General features: G+C 58.0%; 16 protein-coding genes and 1 riboswitch. Of the genes, 12 read left to right on the plus strand and 4 right to left on the minus strand.

Translation table 11 applies throughout. From position 1 onward, the window contains the following. Positions 1-231 precede the first annotated feature (231 nt). Entirely contained in the window at positions 232-1,566 is a 1,335-nt protein-coding gene (locus J2S62_RS00255) for an aminotransferase class I/II-fold pyridoxal phosphate-dependent enzyme (RefSeq protein ID WP_310169928.1), read from the minus strand. Between the two features lie 73 nt (positions 1,567-1,639). Here J2S62_RS00255 and J2S62_RS00260 point away from each other — a divergent pair, with 73 nt between their 5' ends. The 9 genes from J2S62_RS00260 (at position 1,640) to J2S62_RS00300 (ending at position 9,427) form a co-directional block, all read left to right on the plus strand. Next, positions 1,640-2,380, plus strand: coding sequence for a YggS family pyridoxal phosphate-dependent enzyme (locus J2S62_RS00260; protein WP_310169930.1), 741 nt, complete (start codon positions 1,640-1,642; stop codon positions 2,378-2,380). 906 nt (positions 2,381-3,286) lie between these two features. Continuing rightward, a complete protein-coding gene (gene dnaB / locus J2S62_RS00265; RefSeq protein WP_310169933.1) occupies positions 3,287-4,660 on the plus strand; it encodes a replicative DNA helicase in 1,374 nt (457 codons plus the stop codon). 39 nt (positions 4,661-4,699) lie between these two features. After that, positions 4,700-5,899 (plus strand): pyridoxal phosphate-dependent aminotransferase, encoded by a 1,200-nt coding sequence (locus J2S62_RS00270; RefSeq protein ID WP_310169935.1) that lies wholly within the window; start codon positions 4,700-4,702, stop codon positions 5,897-5,899. Positions 5,900-5,949: 50 nt separating this feature from the next. After that, a complete protein-coding gene (locus J2S62_RS00275; protein WP_344986918.1) occupies positions 5,950-6,216 on the plus strand; it encodes a CsbD family protein in 267 nt (88 codons plus the stop codon). Positions 6,217-6,329: 113 nt separating this feature from the next. Continuing rightward, entirely contained in the window at positions 6,330-6,893 is a 564-nt protein-coding gene (locus J2S62_RS00280; RefSeq protein ID WP_310169936.1) for a YbhB/YbcL family Raf kinase inhibitor-like protein, read from the plus strand. Between the two features lie 37 nt (positions 6,894-6,930). Further along, positions 6,931-7,644, plus strand: a complete 714-nt coding sequence (locus J2S62_RS00285; RefSeq protein ID WP_310169938.1) for a ubiquinone/menaquinone biosynthesis methyltransferase — start codon at positions 6,931-6,933, stop codon at positions 7,642-7,644. A gap of 19 nt (positions 7,645-7,663) precedes the next feature. Next, positions 7,664-8,212, plus strand: a complete 549-nt coding sequence (locus tag J2S62_RS00290) for a 2'-5' RNA ligase family protein (RefSeq protein WP_310169940.1) — start codon at positions 7,664-7,666, stop codon at positions 8,210-8,212. A gap of 117 nt (positions 8,213-8,329) precedes the next feature. Next, the gene (locus J2S62_RS00295; RefSeq protein ID WP_310169944.1) at positions 8,330-8,662 is read left to right on the plus strand and encodes a hypothetical protein; all 333 of its coding nucleotides are present in this window, start codon (positions 8,330-8,332) and stop codon (positions 8,660-8,662) included. Between the two features lie 27 nt (positions 8,663-8,689). Further along, positions 8,690-9,427: a helix-turn-helix domain-containing protein gene (locus tag J2S62_RS00300; protein ID WP_310169946.1), complete on the plus strand. Its 738-nt coding sequence runs from the start codon at positions 8,690-8,692 to the stop codon at positions 9,425-9,427. Here J2S62_RS00300 and J2S62_RS00305 read toward each other — a convergent pair. From J2S62_RS00305 to J2S62_RS00315, 3 genes are all read right to left on the minus strand, one after another. After that, positions 9,424-10,632, minus strand: a complete 1,209-nt coding sequence (locus tag J2S62_RS00305; protein ID WP_310169949.1) for a globin domain-containing protein — start codon at positions 10,630-10,632, stop codon at positions 9,424-9,426. The two genes, J2S62_RS00300 and J2S62_RS00305, sit on opposite strands and share 4 nt — an antisense overlap. Before the next feature lie 236 nt (positions 10,633-10,868). Continuing rightward, complete coding sequence (locus J2S62_RS00310; RefSeq protein WP_310169951.1) at positions 10,869-11,765, minus strand: MetQ/NlpA family ABC transporter substrate-binding protein; 897 nt, start codon at positions 11,763-11,765, stop codon at positions 10,869-10,871. A gap of 219 nt (positions 11,766-11,984) precedes the next feature. Continuing rightward, positions 11,985-12,074: riboswitch (SAM riboswitch) on the minus strand. Between the two features lie 258 nt (positions 12,075-12,332). Further along, positions 12,333-12,917, minus strand: coding sequence for a TetR/AcrR family transcriptional regulator (locus J2S62_RS00315; RefSeq protein ID WP_310169953.1), 585 nt, complete (start codon positions 12,915-12,917; stop codon positions 12,333-12,335). Positions 12,918-13,025: 108 nt separating this feature from the next. Between J2S62_RS00315 and J2S62_RS00320 the strand changes: the two genes are divergently transcribed. The 3 genes from J2S62_RS00320 to J2S62_RS00330 are packed head-to-tail and all read left to right on the plus strand — an operon-like array spanning position 13,026 to position 16,607. Further along, positions 13,026-13,823, plus strand: a complete 798-nt coding sequence (locus tag J2S62_RS00320) for an electron transfer flavoprotein subunit beta/FixA family protein (RefSeq protein WP_310169955.1) — start codon at positions 13,026-13,028, stop codon at positions 13,821-13,823. A 13-nt stretch (positions 13,824-13,836) separates the two neighbouring features. Then, positions 13,837-14,784, plus strand: coding sequence for an electron transfer flavoprotein subunit alpha/FixB family protein (locus J2S62_RS00325; protein WP_310169959.1), 948 nt, complete (start codon positions 13,837-13,839; stop codon positions 14,782-14,784). A 5-nt stretch (positions 14,785-14,789) separates the two neighbouring features. After that, positions 14,790-16,607, plus strand: a complete 1,818-nt coding sequence (locus J2S62_RS00330; protein WP_310169961.1) for a cytochrome b/b6 domain-containing protein — start codon at positions 14,790-14,792, stop codon at positions 16,605-16,607. Positions 16,608-16,725 lie beyond the last annotated feature (118 nt).

Raw genomic sequence — 16,725 nt, forward strand, 5'->3', positions numbered from 1 at the left:
GTTGGAAGTAATGCAATAGTGGAGATGAAATCCCAATTCGTTCTATAACTCGTACAATCCCGGCTGCCCGGGGCTGGTCCAAACAAGATCTTTCTGACCTCGTCCGCTCTTCATCGTACAGTGCGGAATCCGCAACTGGAAGACCTAAGCGTTATGAACAGCATGTTTAACTGTAACCGCTATAAAGGAAATTACCTAATCCTCAAGAAACCTTTATCTGACAAGGTGGGTTTAACGTCCTAATACCTCTGCTAGATCGGCAACAAACTGCCCCATCTGCTCGGCGGTGAGCTGGTGAATCGTGACGCGGATGTGGTTCATGGCGTCGTCGGTGTCATCCAATGAGAATTCTGCCCCGTCACGAACGAGCCAACCGTAGTCTGCTAGTGCCGTCACTATTGGTGCGGCAGGGGTCTCCAGATTGATCCACGCATTGACCCCGTCTGCCGATGTTGCCGCAATACCTTTGGCGGCGAGTTGCTCCACCAAGTCTGCGTTCGCGCGAGCGTATTCGTCAGCAGCATGCGCCAGCTGACGTGGGGTCTCAGGGTGTGACGTGAGTAAGTACGTCAACCGCTGTAATAAGTGTGAGACCCACATCGCCCCGGATCGAATATGCGCCGCGAGCCGAGCTGCGGTGAGTCTATCTGAGCCGACAATCCCCACGCGTAAATCAGGTCCTAAAGATTTCGATACGGAGCGTACCAGTGCCCAACGCGGATGGCCTTCGGGGATAATCGAACGGTACTGATGCCCAGACACTTGCCAGAAGTGATCATCTTCCACGATCAGTACGTGTGGATACTCGGACAGCAATGCTGCTAGGTCTCGGGCTCGTGCAGCCGAAATTACCGCGCCGGTGGGATTATGCGCTCTCGGGGTGACCACCAGCGCACGGATGCCTTCCTCTAATGCGGAGCGCAGGCCATCGACCGTGAGGCCCTGATTATCCACGGGCATGGGGACCGGGCGGTATCCGGCGGCTTGAGCGGTTTGCAGTGTGGTGAGAAAACACGGTTGTTCGAACCCGACCGCGTCGCCGATGGTCAAAGAATCAGCCAGCAAGCGTTGCACGGCATCTGCTGAGCCGGCGGTGACCGTCAGTTCGGCTTCACCCAGATCAGCGGCGAAGACCCCACGGGCCCACTTGGCTAAGTCAGGGTCAATGACCGGTTGGCCATACAGTACAGGTTCATCTGCGGTGAGTTGGGCTAGCGCTGTGGTCGCATCTGGCAGAAGATCAGGATCAGGGTTGCCCGAAGCAATATCAACCAGACCCGGCGCGTGCGTGAAGCCTTCTTGGGGGAGTGGTTGGAGGTCCACGATTCTCGTACCGGCTCGTCCCCGGGTGACAGCTACCCCAGCCTGTACCAGCAGGCCATATGCGGCGACGACAGTATTCCGATTAACTGAAAGCTGCTCGGCCAACGCCCGGACTGGTGGCAAGCTCGCGCCGGGCTCCAACTGCCCGGTGTCGACCAGGTCGCGTACCGCTTCGGCGATCTCAGCGGCGGTACGTGCGGTGATCGACGCGATCGGGTCAGACGCGGGAGATGACTCGGGCACTAAAGCTCCTCCACAAGCCGTCTAAGACGGGCTTTTTAGGGTCGAATATCTGCCTCTATGTTACATTTTTGACATGTCCACGCCTGAGAATCAGCCAGATGTCGCCGTTACCGAAGAGCAATTCCGAGAAGCTCTTGCTGAAGTCCAACACAATATTGCGGCCGCTGCCGCCCGCGTCGATCGGGACCCGGCCGAAATCCGGCTCTTACCGGTATCCAAGACCGTGCCTGAAGCACGACTCCGGGCTGCTTATGCCGCAGGTGTGACCCAGTTTGGCGAGAATAAGGTACAAGAAGCTGAGGCGAAGGCACAGGCTATGGCCGATCTCGATGCGCACTGGGCGATTATTGGTCCATTACAGTCCAATAAGACTCGTGAAGTCGCCGAGTTTGCCCATGAGTTTCAGGCACTTGATCGGCTTCGGATCGCTAGACGCCTCGACACGCACTTGAAGGAACTTGGCCGGACCCTAGAAGTGTATGTACAGGTCAACGTTTCGGGTGAAGAGGCGAAGTCTGGTCTGCACCCCAACGAAGTTGAAGACTTCCTCGAAGAACTTCGGGAATTTGATGCCCTGCATCTCAAGGGGTTGATGACGATGGCCGTACATACTGATGATGAGCAGCTCATCCGCCAGAATTTTGCGATTTTACGTGAGTTGCGGGATGAGTTACGCAAGCGCCGACCGGAGTTGATCGGTGAGGGCGGGTTGTCGATGGGAATGACTAATGACTATCAGCTCGCGATCGAAGAGGGCGCCACGGTAGTGCGCGTAGGAACCGCGATCTTCGGTGCGAGGGATTACTCGAAATAGTGTTATCCACAGCACTGTCCACAAGTGTGAATAAATTACAGAGCTGTAAGTCTCGCAGTCAACCCATTTTTGTAGGTGTTTTGTCGCCAGGTACCGATCTGTGCCTTGCCACCGGTCGACGCTGGTGCGCTAGGCGGCCCACACTAAGCTCCAGCGTCATTCCAGAACCCTGCTCTGGTAGGGCCTGAGTTCGCCTCGCAAGCTTTACCTAGAACAGATGTAAGGCCGGAGAGGTTCGCCGCGACGACGTAAATAGTGTGTCAAAGGTCACGAACTCAGATCGGTGAACAATCTGCGCATGTTTTGTTGCTTGTAACTTCACATTCATCTTCCACCGAAGTGGGTTTAATCTCGCCAAAAGTTCCTTTCAAGCACCTGATCGCTCTTTTCGGGATCCCACTTGAAATTTCTCGAACTTTTAGTGACTCGTTCGCGTCCTTCGCGACATACCGGAGAATACGCCGAACTCTCGCGAAATGACATGAATGTAGTTTACCCACAGCTTGTGTACAACCTGTGGATAATGCCTGTTGAAAGTGTGGACAGCGTGAAATTTCAATGAATTTCAGGATGTCAAATCGCAAAAAATAGGGGTATTAATTTCTTAATTCACAGCCTGTGGGCATTGAATCTCCATGTCAGACAGGGGTGTGTGGATAGTGCGCATAAGTATTCCACCTCTATTCCACAGCTTGTGCACAACCTGTGCAAAGTAATCCACAAGTTATCCACAAAAGGGTGGTTATCCACAGTTGATCGTGTGCCTTTCGCGGAGTATCGTCATCGGGTACTAGCTCGTAGCGGCCGGTATTGGCATATAGAAATATGCGTGCATCGGCCGTCCTACGAGCTCAAGTTTTGAGGCATTCTGCTGCCGGGGTAGGGGAGGGCACTTTTAAGAGAACAATGGCAAACTTTAACGCAATGGAAACTGCCAACGGAGTGTCAGCGAACCCTAGAACTCCACCTCAAGACCTTGACGCGGAGCGCTCTGTTCTGGGCGCGATGATGCTCTCTACTGACGCGATCGCCGAAGTCTCGGAAATCTTGCGTCCCAATGACTTTTATTCCCCAGGTCATGAGCTGGTCTATACAGCTATTACCGACCTCTTTGCAGCCGGTGAGCCCGCCGATGCGATCACCGTGACCTCTATGTTGGATCGCCGTAAGGAACTGTCGCGTGTCGGCGGTGCCGCGGAAATCCACACGCTGGTTCAGGCTGTCCCGACAGCAGCCAACGCCTCGTTCTACGCCGAAATCGTCGCCGAGAAGGCGATTCTGCGCCGTATCGTCAACGTCGGTGCCAAGATCTCTCAGATGGGCTACAGCGCCGACGGAGAAGTCGAAGAGATCGTCAACGAGGCGCAAGCCGAGATATACAAGGTCGGGGAAAACCGCACCGGTGATGATTACGTCGCACTGGGTGACATCCTGGCCGAAACCATCGATGAGATCGAAGCGGCATCCACCACCGGGGATGGCTTGTCCGGGGTGCCCACCAACTTTGACGAGTTCGATGAGCTGACCCAGGGACTCCACGGCGGACAAATGGTCGTCATCGCCGCCCGTCCGGCAGTTGGGAAGTCGACGCTGGGCTTGGACTTTGCTCGTGCGGCCGCCATTGGTCACGGGATGACCACTGCGTTTTTCTCCTTGGAAATGTCGAAAACCGAAATCGCCATGCGGCTGCTGTCGGCCGAGGCAACCATCTCACTGCAAGACTTGCGTAAAGGCACCCTGGATGAGGGCCAATGGCGCAAGATGGCACTGACCTTGCAGAAGCTCAACGAAGCACCGTTTTTCATCGACGACTCACCGAACATGTCGATGATGGAAATTCGCGCGAAGTGTCGCCGGTTGAAACAGCAGCACAACCTCAAGATGGTCGTGCTGGACTATCTGCAGCTGATGAGCTCGGGCAAGCGCGTGGAATCCCGCCAGCAAGAGGTGGCCGAATTCTCGCGTGCGCTGAAACTGTTGGCCAAAGAACTTGAGGTTCCGGTTATTGCGTTGTCACAGCTGAACCGTGGCTCTGAACAACGTACTGATAAGCGCCCGCAGGTCTCGGATCTGCGTGAGTCCGGTTCGATTGAACAGGATGCGGACATGGTCATCTTGTTGCACCGTGAGGACATGTACGACAAGGAATCTCCGCGTGCTGGTGAAGCTGACCTGATTGTCGCCAAGCACCGTAACGGTCCGACAAAAACCATCGAACTCGCGTTCCAGGGCCACTACTCACGGTTCGCCAACATGGCGCCATCGGATGGTGGGTTCTAGCCATTCACCGCACCGGGTGCCATTTGGCATACTGGTGACATGGCAACATCCAAGTTTTCCCCCAGTCGTCGCTCCGCAGTTCCCAGATTCCAAGTCATGGACATCGTCGGCGATGTCGAGGCTATGAAAGCCCAAGACTACGACGTCATTTCGCTGGGTGCCGGTGAACCCAGCGGGGGAGCGCCCGCAGCGGTGAACCGTGAGGCAGCCCGCCTGCATAACGCCGATGTGCCGATCTTCAACTACACCCCATCATTGGGCACTCGGAAACTGCGCGAAGCGATCGCAGGACACTACCGCCGGTGGTACGACCTCGAGATCGGGTACGAATCGGTTGCCGTCACCACGGGCTCCTCGGGCGCATTCGTGGCAAGTTTTCTGGCTGCTTTTGACGTCGGGGACCGAGTCGGACTGGCCCGACCCGGGTATCCTGCCTACCGCAATATTTTGCGCGCGCTCGATGTCGATGTCGTTGATTTACCCGCCGGGGTGGAATCCAACTTCCGCTTCGACGTCAATCGCCTGGCGGAGTGTCACGCACAACAACCCTTGGACGGGCTGATCCTGGCCTCCCCGAATAACCCGACCGGCACGATGGTGCCGCGCGAAGATATGCGCCAACTCGCGATCTGGTGCGCCGAAAATGGGGTGCGACTGATTTCAGATGAGATCTACCACGGCATCACCTTTGGAGAAGACCGCGGGACCTCGGCTTGGGAGTATGACCGCAACGCAATCGTCATCTCCTCATTTTCCAAATACTGGGGCATGCCCGGCTGGCGTCTCGGGTGGATGCTCATGCCCGAAGACTTAGCTCCGGCGGTCTCTGGGCTGGCCGGATCCATCTCACTGTGCCCGCCGGCCGCCGGTCAATATGCCGCCATCGCAGCCTTCACCGATGACGCCTACGCCGAAGCGGATGCCGAGGTCGCCGAGTTCGCCCGGACCCGGCAGCTGGTGTTGGATAACGTCGAACGCCTTGAGTGGCGCAATGCCGCCCCCGCAGACGGGGCGTTCTACTACTATGCACAACCGTCGAAAAAGATTTTGAACCACTACGGGAATACGGTGGCGTACGCCGCGGACATGTTGCAGCGTGCTCACGTTGCCGTCATTCCAGGGGTCGATTTCGACGGTGTCGAGGGGGATCAGTTCATCCGCATTTCCTTTGCCGCCGGGTACGAAGCTGTGGCCCGTGCCATTGAGCGCATCGTCGAATTCAACGCGACCATCGACTAACTCGGCGCGACGAGCTTGCTGACAATTGGCTGAAAGTTCACTCAAATCGGATGACATTCTCAGGAATTCCCGTTAGCGTCGTTAACGAACCTGTCCCCGAAGAACCCGAGGTGAACACTATGGGATTCGACGAAAAAGCAGATGCCATGAAAGATAAAGTGTCCGGCAAGGTCAAAGAAGGCGCTGGGAAAGCGACCGGCGACTCCCGGACCGAAGCCGAGGGTAAAGGTGAGAATCTCAAAGGCAAAGCCAAAGAAGGACTCACCGATGCGAAAGACAAAGCCAAAGGATTTGGCGACAGCCTGAAAAACGACTAACGACAACATTCCACGAAAGAACCGGGACGGCAGTACGCCGCCCCGGTTCTTTGCTGTGGAGGTCCGTTAGGCTGGACACGTATCCCAGAACCACTCGACATTCAAGGAGTACCATGGTCGATATCAACGAACTCGCACGCATCGGCAACGATCCATTCGCCCGCCTCGATGAGGCCGCCGAATTCACCGTCACTTCAAATACCGTAACCCAAGGCCAAGAATGGCCAACCGCTCAATACTCAGGTGCCATGGGCGTGCCCAACGGCCAAGACATCTCCCCATACCTGGCATGGTCCGGCGCGCCAGAGGGCACCAAATCTTACGCCGTGACAGTCTTTGACCCAGATGCGCCAACCGGTTCCGGCTTCTGGCACTGGTCAGTGGGCAACATCCCAGCCGACGTTACCGAACTGGCTGAAAACGCCGGTACCGCTGACGGTTCCGGTCTGCCCGAGGGCGCCTTCCAGCTCAAACACGACGGCGGCGGACGCGGCTTTATCGGTGCCGCCCCACCAGCAGGCCACGGCGCACACCGCTACATCATTACCGTCCACGCCTTAAGCGTCGAAAAACTCGACATTCCAGAAGACGCGTCCAACGCGTTCTTCGGCTTCAACCGTTTCGGCAACACATTAGGCCGCGCAACGATGACGGTCTACGGCATCGTCGAAGAGTAAGAATCTCGGCCGCACCGTGGGTGTTAGGCTTAGCAAGGTGACTACCCATCAAGCAGCCGTAGACTCCCACGGTGCCACCGTGGCCGAGATGTTCGATCAAATCGCCGACCGTTATGACCTCATGAACCTGGTCATGACGTGGGGGCAAGAGCCCCGTTTCATCCGCGATACTGTCGCTGCCCTCAAACTCGGACCCACCCCAAAAGTGCTCGATATTGCGACCGGCACGGGCGATCTCGCATTTGAAGCTGCCAACCAGCGCTACGGTGCTGAAGTCCACGGGCTGGATATCTCCAACGAGATGCTCGAAGTCGCACGTCGCCGTCCCGGGGGCCAAAATATCACCTGGCTGACCGGGGATGCCATGGCGCTGCCTTATGAGGATGACACGTTTGATGCGATCACCCACGGGTACCTGCTGCGCAACGTCACCGACATCGCCGCGACCCTGAAAGAACAGTACCGGGTTCTGAAACCCGGGGGCATGATGAGCTGTTTAGAAATGTCACCGGCACCGCGTGATGTGATCAAACCGTTTTCCACCGCCTACATCAAATACATTGTCCCGCGCTTGGCCAACGCCATTACCCAAAACCCGGACGCCTACGAGTACCTGTCCCGCACCTCACGAGCCTTCCACACCGCCGACCGGGTCGAGCACATGATGCAAGAAGCCGGCTTCGTCGCCACGGGATACCGCTCGTATATGTTCGGCACCATGGCCATCCACTGGGCACAAAAGCCCGCATAGCATCCCCAAGACCACGGGTATGTCACGGTATTTCATCGGGCTCATGGTCCCGGCAAGGATCCAGGATCAGCTGACGACCTTTGCCAGAACCATCCAGGCCACCCTGCCTGATCAGCATCCCTATCAGTTGTCGTGGAATGCACCAGCGGACCTGCACTGCACCCTGCTCTATGTCGGTCCAACCGACGAAGAAACACACCTGAGAAGTGAGATGCACCGCATCGCAGCCCATGTGCCACCGGCTACCATCACCATCAGTGGTGTAACACACTGGCTGGGGCGCAACAGCCTGGCCCTGGCCGCCACCGGAGCCGAGCTAGCGGGGACACGATTTATTAACGAACTGGCTCACCTGTCATCCGATGCGCGGGCCGGCACGCGACCCTTCTACGGACACGTGACGCTGGGCCGAGTCCGCCCGGTCCCGACCCAAGGGCAGGACCCCTTCGTGGGGCATGACATTGAGCCACTCGCCTGGACGGCGACCTCGGTGCAACTGGTCAAAAGCCAGGACCAACCCGGCCCGCGACGCTATCAGATCGTCTCGGATGCCCGCTTCGGCGGCTAGGCTCAATCAGCGTCCTGTCACGATCCAAAGCATCACACCCGCGATGGTCTCTTCACAGGGCTTTATCAACACAGTAGCGTTGAAGTAATCCAAAGCTTGTGAGAGGGGAGTAGCCCTATGGCTGAACAAGAAGATATTCACTCACCGCACGATAATACGACCTCACCCCAAGATCCTACGTGGGAAAAATCCGCGAGTGGTTGGGGATTTTTCTGGATCCTAGGCGAAATCATCTTGCTGATGATAGCGGTGATCATCGCCATCAGGTTCTTCGTCGCGGGCAGACCCGACCTGGTGAGTTGGATGCTTGTAGTCCTCGCCGTGGCACTTCTGGCGGATATTGTCCGACGAATCCTCAAAGCCCGAAAGATCAATCGTCGCGCAGCCAAAGACGCGGAGCTCTATCATCGGACCCAAGATCCTTCCGGCGGCGAAGCCACTGGCAGATAGGGCCGTCACTGTGCCTATGATGCCAGCATGCCTCGCAGAACCACAGATTACCGCGGCCTGACGGAGTCCAGCCGACTCCGACTCCTCCACGCCGTACAGCGCCGCCCCGGTCAGAGTCTCAAATCCCTGGCCGCGGCGGCCGGTATTCATGTTAACACCGCTCGTGATCACCTACGGGTCCTCGAAGACGAAGGGCTGCTGTATCGCGCACCGGCCGACACCGGACAGCGCGGTCGCCCACCCATGCAGTACTTTCCGGTCGATGACTCGGCACAGAACCAGGCTGCGCGAGGACGGGCCGCTGAGGCGAGCGCTCGCGGTGCACTACTTCGTCGCATCAGTCCTGACCTTGACCATGGTGACCACCTCGGGCACAGCGCCCAGCATCAACTCGATGTGCTCTACGAACATCTGGACGACGCTGGTATGGAGCCCGTCATCGATTCGACAGCACTGACCGTTGGGGTACGGCCCTGTCTCTACCAGGGCTTACTCGAAGATGAACGCCCGGTGGTGTGTTCGGTGCACGCCAACCTTGTGCGCCAACAACTCGACCAGGTTGACGGGCCGCTCACACTGCGCCGCCTCCACCCCTTCACCACCGCGCACAGTTGCTTGCTGGTGCTTGGCACCGACGACACCGAACCAGCAACACAGCAGCTCGGCATCGATGCGAACCGCACCGACGCCGAGCTGGCGGACTTTGCCCTACGGGCCCAGCAGCGAGCTCTGGCCGAAGGGCAGGAGACGGCCTGTCAGGTTTAGGCCGGACGCTGTGCCCACATATCGGGGCCGAAGACCTCATAGTGGATCGATTCCGAGGGCACGCCCTGGTCCATGAGCGTCTTTCGAGCGATCTGCATAAACGGTAGGGGACCGCACATGAACACTTCGGCATCGGCCGGGAGCTCGACGTCAGAGAGGTCCATGAAGCCCGGGCGCGCTGGATGCAGGGTCGGAGCCTCCTCGGCGCCTTCTTCGTACCAGTTCTGCGCGCGAGCATCCGACATGGCCAGCACCTGACGGCGTAGGCCGTCATACAGGGCGTGATGCGCATGCGTCTTATCGGCGTGGAAGAGACGCACGGTCCGATCGGGTTGTCGACGGGACAGGTCCTCCATAATCGCCGCGACCGGAGTGATACCAATCCCCGCCGAGACCAAAACCAGCGGTTTGTCGGAATCCTGCAGAATGACATCCCCAGCCGGCTGCGACACGTTCAGCACGGTCCCCGGGGTGGCATGCTCATGTAGCCAGCCCGAAACGCGGCCATCCGGTGCGCCATCGACGCCGCGCACTCGTTTGATGGTCACCCGCAGTGAATCGCCGCGCGGACCCGAGGAGATGGTGTACTGGCGGGGCTGGCGATACCCGTCGGGCAGATCCACGGCGATCGACACATACTGGCCCGTGTAGTGACTGGGCACCTGACCGTCCAGCGGGGCCAACAGCAGCGAAAAGATCTCATCGGATTCTTCAAACCGTTCGACCACCCGGTACGGACGGTAGGGTTCTTCAGGATCAGTGCCGGCCTGGGCATAGAGCTTGGCTTCTTCAGCGATCAGGGCGGTGGCAAACAGCCAGTACACTTCATCCCAGGCGGCTGCAATTTCTGGAGTCGCGGCATCGCCGAGGACTTTGGCAACCGCGCCCAGTAGATACCGCCCGACGATCAGATACTGCGAGGCAGTAATCCCCAGTGAGACGTGTTTGTGGGCGATCCGTTGCATGACCGGGGTGAAGTCGGGGGCATCCGGGTCGATGAGATGGACCGCGAAGGCGACGACGGAGGCCGCTAATGCTTTGGGTTGCTCGCCGATCGCCTGGTTGGCTTGGTTGAAAACATTGAGCAGTTCCGGGTGGGCGGCAAACATATCGCGATAAAACAACGCGGTCGCTTCATCGGCGATCTCGGCGACTACACCGGCGGTTTCTTTCACCACGGCTTCAGATTCTGGTGACAGTTTCATGATGGCTTCAGCTCCTTCGACAATGCTCCGCGGCGCGGAGGTGCAGGTAGAGCCATTGTCGGCCAGCTGAGAGGTACGCTGCAGCGGTTTCCACCGTGTTTAATCCCGCAGGAGCAAACCCTGTCGTCAGGTCAGAGGCACTGAGAAACAGGTTGTTAACATTCATGCGTGGACGACCCACTCGAGTTTGTGTTGGATCGCGCTGCAGGCAGCCGGTGATTGGTATCGAGGGAGCCTTAGGAGGCTTCCTCAGTGGCTTGAAAATCTTCCCAGAGTTCCGATATGTCGAGATCGAATGCGGTTTTTTTGAGGCCGCCGATGTATCCTTCAAACCACTCCTGCACCTCTTCTGACTGGTAGGCCGCCCGTAGAGCTTCGTATTTTTCAGGCTCATTCTCGGCAAAGTCAGACGCTGCGGCAATCACCACGGTATAAGGTATTTGAGCTTCTGCATCTTCTTCGATCAGCAATGGTTCAGTAGCCTCTACCTCGAGATCTGCTTCTGCGATAAGCCTGGTGAATGAAAAGCCTGCGTCCACATCAGGAAGGATTTGTGCCAGGGATTGCTGGTCTACTTCGACGAAATCATATTCGTTCGGGTTATCGATAATGTCTTCTTGAGAAATCTGGGTGACGTCCTGAGAGGTATCCACTTCCAAGAGGCCAGCTTCGTGCAATAGCAGAAGTCCTCGCCCGTTGTTCGCGCGATCTACGGGGAGAGCAATTTGCGCGCCGTGTGGTAGCTCTTCCACGGTATCGTGTCGCTCGGAGTAGATACCTGCGGGGGCTTGAAATACTGCGAGTAGTGGCTCGACATCTAGATCGTAATCGTCATTGAACTGTCGCAGATATGCCAAATGCTGGAAGTAGTTGACATCATACTCACCGTTGGAAACCACTTGATTCGGCTGGACTATATCGGTGACGTAGGTGGGCTCTAAGGTCCAGCCTTCCGCTTCCAGGATGTCGGAGGCTATGTTCGTTGGTTCCTGGAACGGGCCAGACTCCGTGAGGATCATCGAAATGGTCTGATCATCATCATTAGCTAATCCGCAAGAACTTAGGGCAAGGATTCCGGCAGCACTCACGGCTCCAAATAGCAGTTTCGAAGGTGTGCGATGTGGGACAGTCATGAATTCATCTCTCTATGGATCGAGTCGAAGGAACATACTCGCCGGGCGGCGGTGAAGTTCCATAAGGATGAGGTGCGCTTCGGCAGTGATGCGACAGATCGTGTTCACCTTGTCGCCGCGTCTGGGTATCTAGGACGATCCGCAATACGAGGTGTGCTGTTCCCAGGTAAACGTCGGCGCGACAAACATGGAAGAAACAGAAAATGCGATCACAAAAAGGCTCCATCGTTGCTGGCGGTAGCACCGGACCCCTAGGGGAGGTTGCTGCGACGTCGTTGAGCCAGATCTCTCAGTCGCTCTGGATGGTAATGATCCGTGTTCACGGATCGAGAGTCACTCTACATCGAAGGGGATGGGGAAACGTCTCAGTCGGGTCTTAGGGCTGGCTGTGACCCAGGTCAGCGGCTACTCACAACATGTCGGCCGACATAAGAAACCCCGTCATTGCAACGTTGTAGGGTCAGAGGCCAAGCTATTGAGCTCGACGAAATACCTAGTTAGCAGTGTTAAGTAGTGTTGCGTCAGGTGAATATTTATGCCGACGCGGCAGGAGACCACGAACCACCCTCAGTGTTTAGTCTTGCGCAGGCTCAATCGATATTGCTCTGGGTCGCGCTGCAAATAGCCGGCGATTTGATCGACGAAGGGTTGCATCAGTACCTGGCCGAGTTGGACCAGCATGACTTGCATGACCTGGTCTTCTGCTTCGCGGGCCGTCGAAGCGATCCCGTGTCGACGCAGATCTTTAATCTGCCGTAATGCCATGCGGGTGAACCGCTCGGTAATGTCGGAACCCTCTCCATTGCCCTCGATGAGCATCATGCGCCGCAGATAGGCGGCTACCAGCGGGTTCGCGTCGATATGATCCATCAGCCGCTGATCGAGTTTCTTGACGACCCCGTCCACGGTAGCGTCGGTTTCTTTATATTCGATCGCTTTCTGAATGCCGTTAAGTAAATCATCCTCCACGGCCTGAATCAGCCCAGCTTTGGTGCCAAAATGATGCGTAATCAGCCCCACGGTGACGCCAGCGCGTGACGAGATGGCGCGCATTGAGGTGGCGTCGGCTCCGTTGAGCGCAAAAAGCTCCAGGGCCACCTGACGAATGCGGGCCTTGGCGGTCAAATCGGCGTTAAGATCGGCTGTCGGCATGGGACGCTACCTTTTTACGGTATGGTGTTTGAGGTCACAGCTTCCGTAACCTTCGGGTTCTATGGGGCATCTAGATTGTACGGTATATTGTACAAAAATATAGTCTGAGTGAACGTCATCACTGTTGAGGTGGACATGAAAGTCGTAGTGCTAGTGAAGCAGGTGCCTGACACCTATGAGAAACGCCAGATCGCGTTGGATACCGGCCTGTTGGCTCGGGAAGCATCCGAAAATGTGGTCGATGAAATCGACGAACGGGTCTGTGCTGTCGCGGCCGATCTGAAAAAAGACGGGACTGCGACCGAGGTCGTGGCGGTGACCATGGGTCCTGCTGACGCGGATAAAGCCATCCGGAAGGTGCTAGCACTGGCAGCAGATCGTGCCGTTCACGTGGTCGATGACGCGCTGGCAGGGTCGGATATGGTCCAGACCGCCCGCGTATTGGCCGAAGCGGCCAAAGACGCCGACATTATTTTGTCCGGTGCCGAATCCACCGATGGTCGCGGCGCCATGGTCCCAGCGATGATCGCTGAAATCTTGGGCCGTCCACACATCGTGGGCGCGGACTCGATCGAGATTGCCGACGGGACGATCACCGGTGTGACCAACACCGAAACCGAAAAAATCACGCTGTCGGCGACGACTCCAGCGGTCGTATCGCTGACCGAAAAGGCCGGCGAGCCAAAACTGCCAAACTTCAAAGCCATCCGTGAGGCCAAGAAGAAAGAAATCGCCGTAACCTCACTTGCTGATCTCGGTATTTCGGCCGGGCCAGATGCCGCGTATGTGCGTAACGTGATGGTTTCTGCCGCAGAACGCCCGCCGAAAGAGGCCGGCCAGAAGGTCTCGGGCGATACCGCTGCCACTGAACTTGTCGACTTCCTTGCCCAACGGCACTTGATCTAAGGAGCTTTCCTACGTGACGAAAGTACTTGCTTTAGTAACGAATGCAGAACCCGCTGAAGTACTGGGTGCCGCCTCAATCGTTGGCGACCCCGTCGCCGTGGTCACCTCGACTCCCGATGCCGAGACCATCGCAGCGCTGGGACAGGCCGGGGCCACCGAAATCTTTGTACACACCGGTCCAGAGGATCAGTTCGGTACCGCCGACGTCGCCGCCGGTGTAGCTGCTGTAAAACATTACGGCGCGTCACTGCTGCTCATGGCACATGGCCCGGTCAATGCCTCCTTTGCCGGTCGTATTGCCATCGCAGCCAAGGGCGCGGTCGCCGCTGATGCCACCGGGTTGTACTGGGATGCTGACGGCCAAGAAACCGTCGTCACCCACTCGATTTTCGGTGGCGACTACAACACCGAATCCACCGTCGAAGGTGGGCTGATGATCGCCACCCTGCGTCCCGGCACGATCGATACCCGCGCCGCAGCTGTTGCTGAACCTACCGTGGTGAACTCCGATGTTGAGGTTCAGACCGGCCCAGGTGCCACCATCGTGTCGGCCGAAGAGGTTGAGGCCGCTTCGGACCGCCCAGCCCTGACCGCTGCCTCAGTCGTCGTCTCGGGTGGTCGCGGTCTAGGTTCCGAAGAGAACTTCAAACTCGTCGAGGACCTGGCTGATCAATTCAATGCCGCCATCGGTGCCTCCCGTGCTGCTGTCGACTCCGGTTACGTGCCGCACAACTTACAGGTTGGACAAACCGGTGTTTCGGTTTCCCCGGATCTCTACATTGCGGTAGGAATTTCCGGTGCGATCCAGCACTTGGCTGGTATGCAGACCGCCAAGACCATTATTGCCATCAACAAGGACGAAGACGCCCCAATTTTCGATGTGGCTGACTTCGGTGTGGTGGGTGACCTCTTCGAGGTCGTGCCAAAAGTTGTTGATGAAATCCAAGCCCGTCGAAGCTGATATTTATGTCTAAACGTCGAATGGTCGGATGGCAGCCGTTGGCCGTCGAAAACCCCGACGCGCCCACCGCTGCCCCAGCACCAGCTGCACCCCAAGCGGCCCCAGAGCCTGCACAAACACCGGCACCTCAGCCAGAGCACACACCGGCCGCTGAGCAGTCGGCTGCAGCCGCTGCTCAAGCGGCTCCGGTTGCTGACGGGCCGCCACAAGACCCCAACGTGCCGCGCCGCCGCATGGCCGGTTGGCAGCCACTGACCGTAGCCAATACGGCAGGTCCGGTTGCGCCAGCCGCTGCACCGCAAGCGTCGGCACCCGCCCCAGCTGCGGAATCGGTTGCCCAACCCGCTGATGCGGCAGAGCAACCTGCTGCTGAACCGGTTGCGTCGGGTCCGATTCAGGATCCCAACGTGCCGCGGCGGCGGATGGCTGGTTGGCAGCCGTTGTCGGTGGCTCGTGATGGTGCACCAGCTGCTGCGGCCCCAACCGCAGCACCCGCGGCGGCAGCCCAAACTGCGGCTGCTGCCGAAACACCAGCTGTTACTGAGCAGGCCACCCCGGCTGCTGCGCAGGCGGTACCGGTCGCTCCAGCACCGGTGACCGAGGACTTACCACGGCGACGCATGGATGGGTGGGAACCGCTGAAGGTGGGCCACCCGGATACCGCCGAGGCGATTGCTCCACAGCCTGACCCTGCTTCGGCGGCCGAAGAGCCGACCCCGGCACCGGTCGCCGAGACCGCACCGGCTGCTCCGCGACGTCGAATGGGCGCCCCAGCGGCCAGCCAGGAGTCGGCACCTGCTGCTGAGCCGGCGGTAAAGACCCCAGAGGTAGTGACGCCCGAACCGGCGAAACCCGCAGCCAAGACCGAGGCCGCACCTGCTGGTGCGTCCGCGCAGAAGCCACCGAAGAAGGAAATGTCGAAGGTCACCAAGGTCGTGTTGACCTTGTTGGGTGTGGCCGTGGTCGCCGCCGGGCTGGTCCTGATCGCCCAGTGGGTGCGCGGACTAGAGCCCGTCTCTGAGTTCATCGCGACCTACGACGGGACCCCGACCCATCCCGATGGGGTTGAGCCCGGCATCCCGGCCTGGGTGGGCTGGCAGCACTTCTTTAACTTCTTCATCATTGTCATGGTCATCCGCTCCGGACTCTTGATTCGGAATCAGGAACGCCCCGAAGCGTACTGGACACCCAACGATGGTGGATTTTTCTCACCCAATAAGAAGAACTCCCCGCAGAAGGTCTCGATCCAGCAGTGGATCCACCAAAGCTTCAACGTGTTGTGGGTGGTCAACGGGCTGATCTTCTACATTATGGTGTTCGCCACCGGGCACTGGATGCGCATTGTGCCGACCAACTGGGACATCTTCCCCAACATCGTCTCAGCTGGCCTCCAGTATCTATCGTTGGACTGGCCGGCCGAGAACTCGTGGGTGTATTACAACGCGTTGCAGATCATGACGTATTTCATCACGGTGTTCATCGCCGCCCCCATCGCGGTGCTCACGGGGCTGCGGTTATCGACGTGGTGGCCGCAGAAGGCCGAAGGCATCAACAAAGTGTTCACCTTGCCGGTGGCTCGGAAGATTCACTTCTTCACGATGATCTATTTCATTCTGTTCATCATCGTCCACCTGTTCCTGGTATTTACCACCGGGGTCTTGCACAACATGAACATTATGTTCACCGCCCGGGATGCTAGCGACTGGTGGGGCATCGCCGTGTTCGCACTGTCGGTGGCCGTGACCGTGGGGGTGGCCTGGCTGATCAAGCCGATCTTCATCTCCCCGATCGCCGAAAAAACCGGAACGGTGTCAACAAGATAAGTAACGCGGGCGCTCACGAAGTCCTAAAGGATTTCATCGCCCACGGAGCCTTGCGAACTGCACCACGCACCCCGCCCCGATCCACCAGATCGCGGCGGGGTGCGCTGCTTTAATGTGC

This window comes from Enteractinococcus fodinae, from assembly GCF_031458395.1.
Lineage (GTDB): Bacteria > Actinomycetota > Actinomycetes > Actinomycetales > Micrococcaceae > Yaniella > Yaniella fodinae.

What these genes read in the sequence shown, in the direction of transcription:
- J2S62_RS00260 (WP_310169930.1), top strand. Translation starts at nt 1,640, where the DNA reads ATGTCCACGCCTGAGAATCAGCCAGATGTCGCCGTTACCGAAGAGCAA.
- dnaB (WP_310169933.1), top strand. Translation starts at nt 3,287, where the DNA reads ATGGCAAACTTTAACGCAATGGAAACTGCCAACGGAGTGTCAGCGAAC.
- J2S62_RS00270 (WP_310169935.1), top strand. Translation starts at nt 4,700, where the DNA reads ATGGCAACATCCAAGTTTTCCCCCAGTCGTCGCTCCGCAGTTCCCAGA.
- J2S62_RS00275 (WP_344986918.1), top strand. Translation starts at nt 5,950, where the DNA reads ATGACATTCTCAGGAATTCCCGTTAGCGTCGTTAACGAACCTGTCCCC.
- J2S62_RS00280 (WP_310169936.1), top strand. Translation starts at nt 6,330, where the DNA reads ATGGTCGATATCAACGAACTCGCACGCATCGGCAACGATCCATTCGCC.
- J2S62_RS00290 (WP_310169940.1), top strand. Translation starts at nt 7,664, where the DNA reads ATGTCACGGTATTTCATCGGGCTCATGGTCCCGGCAAGGATCCAGGAT.
- J2S62_RS00295 (WP_310169944.1), top strand. Translation starts at nt 8,330, where the DNA reads ATGGCTGAACAAGAAGATATTCACTCACCGCACGATAATACGACCTCA.
- J2S62_RS00300 (WP_310169946.1), top strand. Translation starts at nt 8,690, where the DNA reads ATGCCTCGCAGAACCACAGATTACCGCGGCCTGACGGAGTCCAGCCGA.
- J2S62_RS00305 (WP_310169949.1), bottom strand. Translation starts at nt 10,632, where the DNA reads ATGAAACTGTCACCAGAATCTGAAGCCGTGGTGAAAGAAACCGCCGGT.
- J2S62_RS00310 (WP_310169951.1), bottom strand. Translation starts at nt 11,765, where the DNA reads ATGACTGTCCCACATCGCACACCTTCGAAACTGCTATTTGGAGCCGTG.
- J2S62_RS00315 (WP_310169953.1), bottom strand. Translation starts at nt 12,917, where the DNA reads ATGCCGACAGCCGATCTTAACGCCGATTTGACCGCCAAGGCCCGCATT.
- J2S62_RS00330 (WP_310169961.1), top strand. Translation starts at nt 14,790, where the DNA reads ATGTCTAAACGTCGAATGGTCGGATGGCAGCCGTTGGCCGTCGAAAAC.